Genomic DNA, 9790 nt, shown 5'->3' with positions numbered 1-9790 from the left:
GAAGGTGCGGGTGAACGGCTTGTGCCAGCTCAGCAGTTCGCGGGCCAGGTCGGCCCAGAAGCCTTCGTAATCGTTGTTCGCGCGTTCGCAGACGGTGTTGTATGCCTCCATGCCGGACAGGGTGGCGTTCTGACGGAAAGCGTCGATCGGCGCGAAACTGCGGGTTTCCTTGAGTACGGATTCGATGGTGGACATGGCTGATTCTCCTTGGACATCTGTGAGACTGGTGTGGGGCAGTCCGGGTTGGGGCTTCCCCGACCCGGACTGCCGCCTCCCCGGTGGTGGCCGGGAAGGCCCCGCCCGTTTCCGGGCGGGTGACTTGCTTTAGTGCTTGGATGCGCCGGTGGCGCCGATGCCGGTCATGGCCCGCACGAACTGGGCGTCAAACCTGGCACGTTCTTCGTTCGCGGTACGCGAGTTGTCGAGGACCGAGATGAGCCAGGTGCTCAGGAACGCCAGGGTCATCGAGAACAGGGCCGGGTTCTTGAACGGGAACAGCGGGGCGTCATGCTTCAGCACATCGACCCAGACCGTCGGCCCGAGCAGGATCATGACCACGGCCGAGACCAGACCGATGGCACCGCCGAGCACGGCACCGCGGGTGGTCAGGCCCTTCCAGAACATGGACAGGAACAGGATCGGGAAGTTGGCCGATGCGGCGACCGAGAAGGCCAGGCCGACCATGAAGGCGACGTTCTGCGTTTCGAAGGCGATGCCGAGGATGATCGACAGCACGCCGAGCACCAGGGTGGTGATCTTCGACACACGGATTTCGTCCGCTTCGTTGGCCTTGCCCTTCTTGAACACGCTGGCGTACAGGTCATGCGACACCGCCGAGGCACCGGACAGGGCCAGACCCGACACCACAGCAAGAATCGTCGCGAATGCCACCGCCGAGATGAAGCCGAGGAACAGGTCGCCGCCCACGGCATCGGCCAGGTGGACCGCCGCCATGTTCGCACCGCCCAGCAGCTTGCCGCCCAGATTGCCGCCTTCGAAGAAGTTCGGGTTGGTGCCGACCAGCAGGATCGCGCCGAAGCCGATGATGAAGGTCAGGATGTAGAAGTAGCCGATGAAGCCCGTCGCGTAGAACACCGACTTGCGTGCTTCCTTGGCGTTCTTCACCGTGAAGAAGCGCATCAGGATGTGCGGCAGGCCTGCGGTACCGAACATCAGGGCGATGCCGAGCGAGATCGCGTCGATCGGGTTGGACACCAGCTGGCCCGGTTCCATGATCGCCAGATGCTTGCTGTGGACTTCGACCGACTTGGCGAACAGCGCCTCGGGGCTGAAGCCGACGTAGGCCAGCACCATGACCGCCATGAAGGTTGCACCGGACAGCAGCATGATCGCCTTGATGATCTGCACCCAGGTGGTGGCCAGCATGCCGCCGAAGGTCACGTACAGGACCATCAGCACGCCGACCATGACCACGGCCGACGAGTAGTTCATGCCGAACAGCAACTGGATCAGCTTGCCGGCACCGACCATCTGCGCGATCAGGTAGATCGACACCACGATCAGCGTGCCGGTCGCGGCCAGCGAGCGGACCGGGGTCTGCTGCAGGCGGTAGCTGGCGACGTCGGCAAACGTGTATTTGCCGAGGTTGCGCAGCCGCTCCGCGATCAGGAACAGAATCACCGGCCAGCCGACCAGGAAGCCCATCGAGTAGATCAGGCCGTCATAGCCGGAGGTGTACACCATGGCGGAAATGCCGAGGAAGGACGCGGCGGACATGTAGTCGCCAGCGATGGCGAGTCCGTTCTGGAAGCCGGTGATGCCGCCACCGGCTGCATAGAAGTCGGACGCAGAACGCGTGCGGCGGGCAGCCCAGTAGGTGATGCCCAGCGTGAACGCGACAAACACGAAGAACATGATGATGGCGTGCATGTTCAGCGGTTGCTGCTTCACGTCACCTTCGATCGCGCCGGCGGCAAGCGCGGCGAGCGGGAGCAGGGCGATGGCACCCCCTCCCAGAATGGAAAGCCAGCGTTGTTTCATGCGTTCACCTCATCGACAATTTGCTGATTGAGCTGGTCGAACTCGGTATTCGCCCGGCGCACATAGATGCCGGTCAGGACGAAAGCCGACAGAATGATGCCGATACCCACCGGGATGCCCCAGGTGGTCACGCCGCTGCTGCTGATGGGCGTGCCGAGCGTATGCGGCGAAAAAGCCAGAATCAGGATGAAGCCGTAGTAAATGACCAGCATGGCGATCGAGAGCGCCCAGCCGAAGCTGGTTTTCTTGTGCACCAGCTCTGCGAACTTCGGGTTTTGTTGTACCCGTTTTAGGACTTCGTCGTTGTTCATCGTTTCCTCCTTTGGGTGGCGCGGACAGCGAAGGTCCGGCACGCAATGGAATGTACGTTGACGTTGACGTCAGCCTCCAATCGCAATTTTTGATGCAGAAAATCACGCAGACTGATGCTGTGGTGCACAAACCCAGTACTGGCAAGGCTTTGCGGGCTGTTAATGACACTGGGAAGTGCGAGAAAAATTGGAACTTTTGCTCTAATTTACTGCTGTCGCTTGTCATGACCCCTGTAGAATCAAGGTCAATAATTGGGAATGAGCGTCGCTTTTCGTCGCCCTGGTGACGTGGGCGGCGGCCAGCCAGACCAGGAGGAGTAGATGGAACTCTATCAATTGCGCACCTTTGTCACCGTGGCCCAGCAGGGACACCTGACCCAGGCCGCCGAACTGCTGCACCTGAGCCAGCCAGCCGTTACCGCACAGATCAAGGCGCTGGAAGAAGACATGGGCATGCCGCTGTTCGACCGCAGCGCCGGTGGTGTCCGGCTGACGCGGGCCGGCGAGGAATTGCTGCCGCGGGCCCAGTCGATCCTGACGTCCAGCCGCGATCTGCTGAACCACGCGCGCGGGCTGAAAGGCCAGTTGGCGGGACGGGCCATCATCGGCACCATCACCACGCCGGAAATGCTGCATATCGGGCCGTGGATTGCGTCGCTGGTGGAAAAATACCCGCTGCTGGATATCCAGATCCGTCACAACGTGACCGGCGTCATTCTGAACCAGGTGCGCAAGAAGGAAATCGACGCCGGCTTCTATATCGGCAAGAACCCGTATGTGAACGTCAATACCGTGCACCTGGCCGACATCCGCTTCCGGGTCATGGTGCCGAACGGCTGGCGCGAACGGATCGAAAGTGGCGGGCCGAAGGCGCTGGGCAAGATTCCGTGGGTCGGCATGTCGTCGCTGTCGAGTTTCAACAAGCTCTGTAGCGAATTGTGGCGCGAACTCAATATTGCCCCGAAAAAACTGATCGACGTCGACCATGTCCCGATCATGGCGACGCTGATGTCGGTCGGTATCGGTGCAGTGCTGATGCGCGAGGACGATGCCATTCGCGCCGACGCCGACGGCATGGGCTATCTGGTGCCCGATGTGGTCAAGACTGCCGAACTGCAGTTCATCTATCCGGCTGATCGCGATGGCGATCCGGTCATCGATGCGTTGCGCGTCGAACTGGCCAGCGAATGGCGCGGTCTGGGCGTGCCTGCTCCCGGGGCGCAGCCATAACCCTGCTGGCGGTGTGAATTTCGCCCCGGCAGCGCAGGCCGTATGCTGGCCGCTTTCCCTCAGCCGTTATCGCCATGCCGACCCTGCAACAGCGCCTGCTTCCTTCCCGCCATGCCGCGGTGCATGCCGAATTCGCCCGCCGGGTATTGCCGACCCCGCTGCCGTCGCCGCGGCTGGCGATCGCCAACACCGCACTGGCCGCGTCGCTCGGCATTGACGCGCCGACGGCCGACGCGGTGGATACGGTCGCCCTGCTGGCCGGCAATGCCGGCGGAGAAGCGGTGGCCACGGTCTACGCCGGCCATCAGTTCGGTGTGTGGGTGCCACAGCTTGGCGATGGCCGGGCCTTGCTGCTCGGTGAGGTCGACAGCGCGGACGGCCCGCAGGAAATCCAGCTGAAAGGAGCCGGGCAGACGCCGTATTCGCGCATGGGTGACGGCCGGGCCGTGCTGCGTTCGTCTATTCGTGAATACCTGTGTTCCGAAGCGATGCACGGGCTGGGCATCCCGACCACGCGGGCCCTGGCCATGGTGACCTCGCCGGCCAGGGCACGGCGCGAGCGGATGGAAACGACGGCGGTGGTGACCCGGGTGTCACCAAGCTTCATTCGCTTCGGCCACTTCGAGTTCTTTGCCCATCACGGCCGGCTGGATGCGTTGCGTGCACTGGCCGACCATGTGATCGACCGCCATTTCCCTGCCTGCCGCGCCCATGCCGACCCGGTGCTGGCGCTGTTCGGCGAGGTGGTGGCCCGCACGGCGACGCTGATGGCCGACTGGCAGGTGGTCGGCTTCTGTCACGGGGTGATGAATACCGACAATATGTCCATCCTCGGCCTGACGCTCGACTATGGACCGTTCGGCTTTCTGGATGGTTTCGATGCCGGCCACATCTGCAACCACTCCGATCCGTCCGGCCGCTATGCGTGGGACCGCCAGCCCGGCATCGGCCAGTGGAATCTGGCCTGCCTGGCCAGCGCCCTGCTGCCGCTGACCGGGCAGGCCGGGCTGGAAGCCGCGCTGGCACGCTATACCGGGCTGTTCGAGACCGCACTGGCCGCGCGCTTTGCCGCCAAGCTGGGTCTTGCCGACTGGGAGGACGAGCGGGACTGGCCGCTGCTGACGGCGCTGCTCGAACAGATGAATGCCGAGCGGACCGACTGGACGCTGTTCTGGCGCCGGCTGGGTGATTTTGCCGCGCAGCGCAATGAGGCGGTTCGTGACCTGTTTGTCGATCGCGAGCGCTTTGATCGCTGGGCCGCCGACTATCGCCGCCGCCTGCACGGTGACGCGGCCGCACGCGGCCGGGCGATGCAGGCGGTCAACCCGCGCATCGTGCTGCGCAACTGGATGGCCGAGGCGGCGATCCGGGCGGCGGAACAGGATGATTTCTCGCTGATGGAGGCGCTGGCTGCGGCGCTGGCCCGGCCATACACCGACGGCATCGGCGACGAGGCCTGGGCCGGTCTGCCGCCGGACTGGGCCGACGGGCTGTCGGTCAGTTGTTCGAGCTGAGTGCGGCCAGATCGGCGAGTGGATCGGCGCTGAAGCGCGGGCCGCCGGCATCGACCCACAAACCGCCCATCTGACCGGGACGCCAGTCCGGCAGCACCCAGCGCTCGCGCTGGTCGCGTCCGACACGGTGATAGTGGTGACCCGGGCGATGGGTATGGCCATGGATCAGCGTGGCCCCGGGATGCGCTGCCAGCAGGCTGGCCACGGCGCCGGCATTGACGTCCATGATCGCGGCCGGCTTGCCTGCCTTGTCGGCCTGGCTGCGTGCGCGCAGCGTACGGGCGATGGCGCGACGAATGGACAACGGCAGGTGTTCCAGCAACCAGCGCCGAGCAGGACGGCGGATGGCGGCACGGTAGCGCTGGTAGGCGACATCATCGGTGCACAGGCTGTCGCCGTGGCTGAGCAGGTAGCGGCGGTCGTACAGGGTGACGGTGGCCGGATCGTCGAGCAGGCAGACCCCTGTCCGGGCGGCAAAGCGCCGGCCGATCAGGAAATCGCGGTTGCCGTTCATGACCCGGACCGGCGTGATGGCGGTAAAGGCGGCCAGACGCGCCTGCAGGTCACTGGAGAAGGGCGTGTCGTCGTCGTCGCCCAGCCAGGCATCGAACAGGTCGCCAAGCAGGTAGAGCGCGTCGATGCGCCCGCTGGCTTCGCCGAGCAGGGCGGTGAAACGGTCATTGAAGGCCGGAGTATCGGCAGACAGGTGCAGGTCGGACAGGAAAAGGGTGGCCACGTAGGGTGCGGTCCGGCAAGGGGTGCCATGCGGGTTGGAAGAGCGGGCGCAGCGGGCAGGCACCGGCGCCATGGCAGCCGTCGGACCCGCCTTCATCAGCAGCCGGAACGGCGCGGGCCAGGCGCCTGCGCCGTTCCGGCCGGGCGGATCAGGCCGCGGCGGCTTCGACCACTTCGGCCTTTTCGACCACGACGTCTTCCAGCGGCACATCCTGGTGCATGCCGCGGCGGCCGGTCTTGACCGTCTTGATATTGTCGACCACGTCCTTGCCATCGACCACTTCACCGAACACGCAGTAGCCGAAACCCTGTGCATCCGCGCTCTTGAAGTCGAGGAAATCGTTGTCGGCCACATTGATGAAGAACTGCGCCGACGCCGAGTGCGGGGCGCTGGTGCGGGCCATGGCCACGGTGTAGATCTTGTTCGACAGACCGTTGGCGGCCTCGTTCTCGATCGGTTCGCGGGTCGGCTTCTGCACCATGCCGGCAGCGAAACCGCCGCCCTGGATCATGAAGCCGTTGATGATGCGATGGAACACGGTGCCATCGAAATGGCCGTCGCGCACATACTGCTCGAAGTTGGCAACGGTCTTCGGCGCTTTGTCGGCGAACAGTTGCAGAGTGATGACGCCGAAGTTGGTGGTCAGCTTGATCATTACAGTCTTTCCTGGGAGAAATTACGGAAGCAGCGTGGCTTTTTCGATCAGGACCGGCGTGGCCGGCACATCCTGATACATGCCCTGCCGGGTCGTCCTGCTTTTGGCGATGCGGTTCACGACATCCATGCCCTTGACCACGCGGCCGAACACGGCATAGCCATAGCCTTGCGTGGTCGGTGCCCGGTAGTTGAGAAAGGCGTTGTCAGCCACATTGATGAAGAACTGGGCGCTGGCCGAGTTCGGGTCCGAAGTGCGGGCCATGGCTAGCGTGCCGAGCTCGTTCTTCAGGCCATTATTGGCTTCGTTCGGAATCGGTGCACGGGTCGGCTTTTCCTTGAACGTGCGGTCAAAGCCGCCGCCCTGGACCATGAAACCGTCGATCACGCGATGAAACTGCGTGCCGTCATAGAAGCCGTCTTTCACATACTGGGTAAAGTTGGCGACAGTCTTCGGCGCCTGCTCCGGATAGAGCTCGACTTCGACCGTACCCTGGCTGGTCTTCAACGCAACATGCGGGTTGGCGGCCAGCGCCGTCAGTGAGCACAGGCCCAGCGCGAGCGCGACAAGCGTGGTTTTCATCAAGAGTCCTTGCTGGCGTTGTACTTGAGTGCCGAATTCTAGCACGTTGGCCCTTTTCTTCCTGTCGGCCGCGCGGGGTTTTCGCGACAAAATCACTGGCCGGCCACTGCCGGGGTGGATGACGGCCGGCGGCGGCAGATCATAAAAACCACAGTAATGGCTGAGTCATTTGCCATGCCGTTTTTCGCGGAGTAGGGTCTTTTCCGAAGGCCAAGGATAAATTCGGGGGCTGCGTTTGCCTGTTCAGTCATCGCTGCAGGTTCAAGTGGCGCCTGAATTTCCATTTGTGTCACCTCTCATTGAAAATCCTGCGCAGGCAATGATGTAGGCCACCTACAAGGTATCCGATATGATTTGCCGAATCATGACTGGCGTCATGGCCGCAGCCTGCCTGCCGGCGATCGCCAGCGCAGGCACAATGCAGAGTGCCTGCCTGGCCACTGCAGATTCAAATATCTGCATCGCAGGAGAAAGTCCAACGCTGGATCTGGTATCCAATCCTGTTCTGGCCCGCCATTTCAAGGGAAAGGAAAAGGAAAAACGGCTGATTGTCAATGGTGATGCCAAAGTCTATCTGTATGGCCAGGGCCGATTCATGCAGCCATTGGCGGCCATCGACAGCAGTACATACGTCACGAAGCGGGATAGCCTGGCAAGGAAAGCGCTGTCCTTCTACATGGTGCCCCGCGCCTGCTTTTTTCAGCATGAACGGCAGCAGGGACTCAGCCTTTGCAGCGAGCCGGGTGCAGATATGGCCATGCCGTCCAGTATGGACAGAAAAACATCCTCGATCCGTATCCCAAAGGGAATCCGGGTTTATGCATCGTATGACCGGATAGGTACGCGGGCGGAGCGCTGGTATGCATACGACGACAGCGATGTGGACATGGCAACCCTGGCCGCGAACGGGCAGCAGGACAGTATCCGGAAAATAAAAGTGGCCCGGACCCGCGTTGGCTGCGATCGCGGCTGCCCCATCGGGGTTTCGGACAGCTATGCACTCGATGCCATTTTTGGCGACATGTGGAATGGCCCGCTTTTTGACAGAAAAACATTCCAGTTCACCTTCAGGACCGGGCGAGGCTCCATGTTCGAGGTCTCGCTGGATGGCCATGGCGGCGTCAGTTTCGTGCTGCATGGCGGTGTGCTGTACATTTATCACGCAGGTGCGAATCGTGCACAATTTTCCTCGGTATCCATCGCCAGTGATGTCCGGTATCTGTCGCTTGCGATTGAACTGATTACCAATGAATATATTCGCTATCAGGTTATTGGGCTTGACCACAGCAAGAAAATGCTGGGTGTGTCGCCCATTTTTTCAAAATTCCCGAATTACGCGCCGGTGAACGGTGAGATAAAGAATGACCCGTCCACAAGGAGCACCTTTACCATCAAATCAAGAAGTCAGGATGTGCAGATTGAAAACCTGACTTTTGCGGTAATGGTAAAGCCTGAAAAGGACAAAAAACGCTCTGCAGCCGGTATGACCATATGTTATCTCATGCCCATTCTGGCTATATATAATTATGTGACCAGCGGGGTGTGCAATCAGCCGGATCGGCTGTATCGCTATCTGAAAGGCATGGTCATTCCGCGGAAAGCGCTGATGCTTCATGTCGCCGGCGACGCCGACGCAAAACCGAGAGACACGTCCGTTCGGCATGGCATGCCGGCTTTCAGCAAAACCAGCGAAATCCTGATGAACGGGCGTAATCAATTCCAGGCCTACGGCATAGCGCGGGCATGCAGACTGCCGATGGAAATCGTGCTGGTATCTCGCGATGCGGGCCGCGTGGTGAAACGCGGCACGGACCACCATTGCCTTGTCCGGACGCAAGATATCCTGAGTGCCTTCAACCAGGTGTTCGGTGATACCCGGGATGCCTCCCTGTTCAACAGGGTGATCGCCAACATCATCGAAACCGGCTCGACCGGTCATGCGAGCAGCGAGCCGCAGGCAGAGCAACATCTGGTCAGCCTGGTACTGGCATCAGCACGGCAGCAGGACGTGGATACCATAGGGACTGCCATCCTGGCTTATTCCAGCGCGGCCTCCCTGTACTATGCCTCGGCGCTTCGGGTCTTGAATCCGGAGGACGTGTCCGACCCGGGCGGGGAGGCGCCGGACATGGCCCCGTCAGATGCCGAGATGGTACATGCCCCGCTTGGCGAGTACCGGCTGGACCTCCAGCACAGTGTGGCCAGGACGATCCCTCCGAGGCGGTGGCAGGGCCGGCACTGGGTTGCGACCGATCAGGATTTCACCACGACCGTGTTTCCGGCCTCGCTGGCAAGGCGCAGCAATCCGGCCTTTGCTGCGCTCTATGTCGAACTGCAGTCCTGGGCCTCCCGGTTTGACGATAATGCCACCGTGGGGATGGCTGCCGTGCCATCACAGCTGCCGATCTCATTGCGACGCTGGGGGTATGCGTTGTCAACGACGTTTGTCCAGGAAGCCACGCAGGGTTTCAGGCTGGGATCCCATGTCGTGGCTGTCTATTTCCGCGGCCGTCTGGTCAGCATGTTGCTTGGGGAAATCAGGGGGGACGCCGGCGAGGTCATCTCGATCGTCTCCCACCCGCAAAGCGTGCTCAAGCCGTACACCGAAAGCAGCCTGCGTGGCGGTGGCAGCCGGGCGCTGGAGGCATTCATTGCGCTGTGCCGGGCACGCAATGTCAGAAGCATTGCCGCCCGTGCCGTCACGCCACCGTCAGCCACAATGCATGCCCGGCTTGGTTTCCGGCTGGCAGATGAACTGTAG

Annotated in this window: 9 protein-coding genes; 3 read left to right on the top strand and 6 right to left on the bottom strand. The window is 62.0% G+C overall.

Annotated elements, in window-relative coordinates; all coding sequences use genetic code 11:
* From DFO50_RS12865 to DFO50_RS12855, 3 genes are all read right to left on the bottom strand, one after another.
* Positions 1-195: acetyl-coenzyme A synthetase N-terminal domain-containing protein (locus DFO50_RS12865; RefSeq protein WP_146745083.1), on the bottom strand; the 195-nt coding region annotated here is incomplete at its 3' end.
* Positions 196-324: 129 nt separating this feature from the next.
* Positions 325-2001 (bottom strand): cation acetate symporter, encoded by a 1677-nt coding sequence (locus DFO50_RS12860; RefSeq protein ID WP_028499674.1) that lies wholly within the window; start codon positions 1999-2001, stop codon positions 325-327.
* Positions 1998-2312 (bottom strand): DUF485 domain-containing protein, encoded by a 315-nt coding sequence (locus DFO50_RS12855; protein WP_028499675.1) that lies wholly within the window; start codon positions 2310-2312, stop codon positions 1998-2000. The genes DFO50_RS12860 and DFO50_RS12855 overlap by 4 nt, the downstream gene beginning before the upstream one ends.
* A gap of 321 nt (positions 2313-2633) precedes the next feature.
* On the opposite strand from DFO50_RS12855, the gene DFO50_RS12850 reads away from it, so the two are divergent.
* Both DFO50_RS12850 and DFO50_RS12845 read left to right on the top strand, forming a co-directional pair.
* On the top strand, positions 2634-3542 hold the full coding sequence (locus tag DFO50_RS12850; protein ID WP_107889939.1) for a LysR family transcriptional regulator: 909 nt from the start codon (positions 2634-2636) through the stop codon (positions 3540-3542).
* 74 nt (positions 3543-3616) lie between these two features.
* The gene (locus DFO50_RS12845; RefSeq protein WP_112692669.1) at positions 3617-5056 is read left to right on the top strand and encodes a YdiU family protein; all 1440 of its coding nucleotides are present in this window, start codon (positions 3617-3619) and stop codon (positions 5054-5056) included.
* Here DFO50_RS12845 and DFO50_RS12840 read toward each other — a convergent pair.
* The 3 genes from DFO50_RS12840 to DFO50_RS12830 all read right to left on the bottom strand — a co-directional run bounded on the left by DFO50_RS12840 (position 5040) and on the right by DFO50_RS12830 (position 7029).
* Positions 5040-5792, bottom strand: a complete 753-nt coding sequence (locus DFO50_RS12840) for a UDP-2,3-diacylglucosamine diphosphatase (protein ID WP_112692668.1) — start codon at positions 5790-5792, stop codon at positions 5040-5042. The genes DFO50_RS12845 and DFO50_RS12840 overlap by 17 nt on opposite strands.
* A gap of 148 nt (positions 5793-5940) precedes the next feature.
* A complete protein-coding gene (locus tag DFO50_RS12835; RefSeq protein WP_028499679.1) occupies positions 5941-6447 on the bottom strand; it encodes a peptidylprolyl isomerase in 507 nt (168 codons plus the stop codon).
* 21 nt (positions 6448-6468) lie between these two features.
* Positions 6469-7029, bottom strand: coding sequence for a peptidylprolyl isomerase (locus tag DFO50_RS12830; protein WP_028499680.1), 561 nt, complete (start codon positions 7027-7029; stop codon positions 6469-6471).
* A 364-nt stretch (positions 7030-7393) separates the two neighbouring features.
* On the opposite strand from DFO50_RS12830, the gene DFO50_RS12825 reads away from it, so the two are divergent.
* Positions 7394-9790 carry a hypothetical protein gene (locus DFO50_RS12825; RefSeq protein ID WP_146745082.1) on the top strand — a complete coding sequence of 799 codons (2397 nt, stop codon included), beginning with the start codon at positions 7394-7396 and terminating at the stop codon, positions 9788-9790.

The organism is Microvirgula sp. AG722 (assembly GCF_003269145.1).
Classification (GTDB): domain Bacteria; phylum Pseudomonadota; class Gammaproteobacteria; order Burkholderiales; family Aquaspirillaceae; genus Microvirgula; species Microvirgula aerodenitrificans.
The sequence above is the reverse complement of the archived record's forward strand: the minus strand, read 5'-3'. Positions and strand labels throughout refer to the sequence as shown.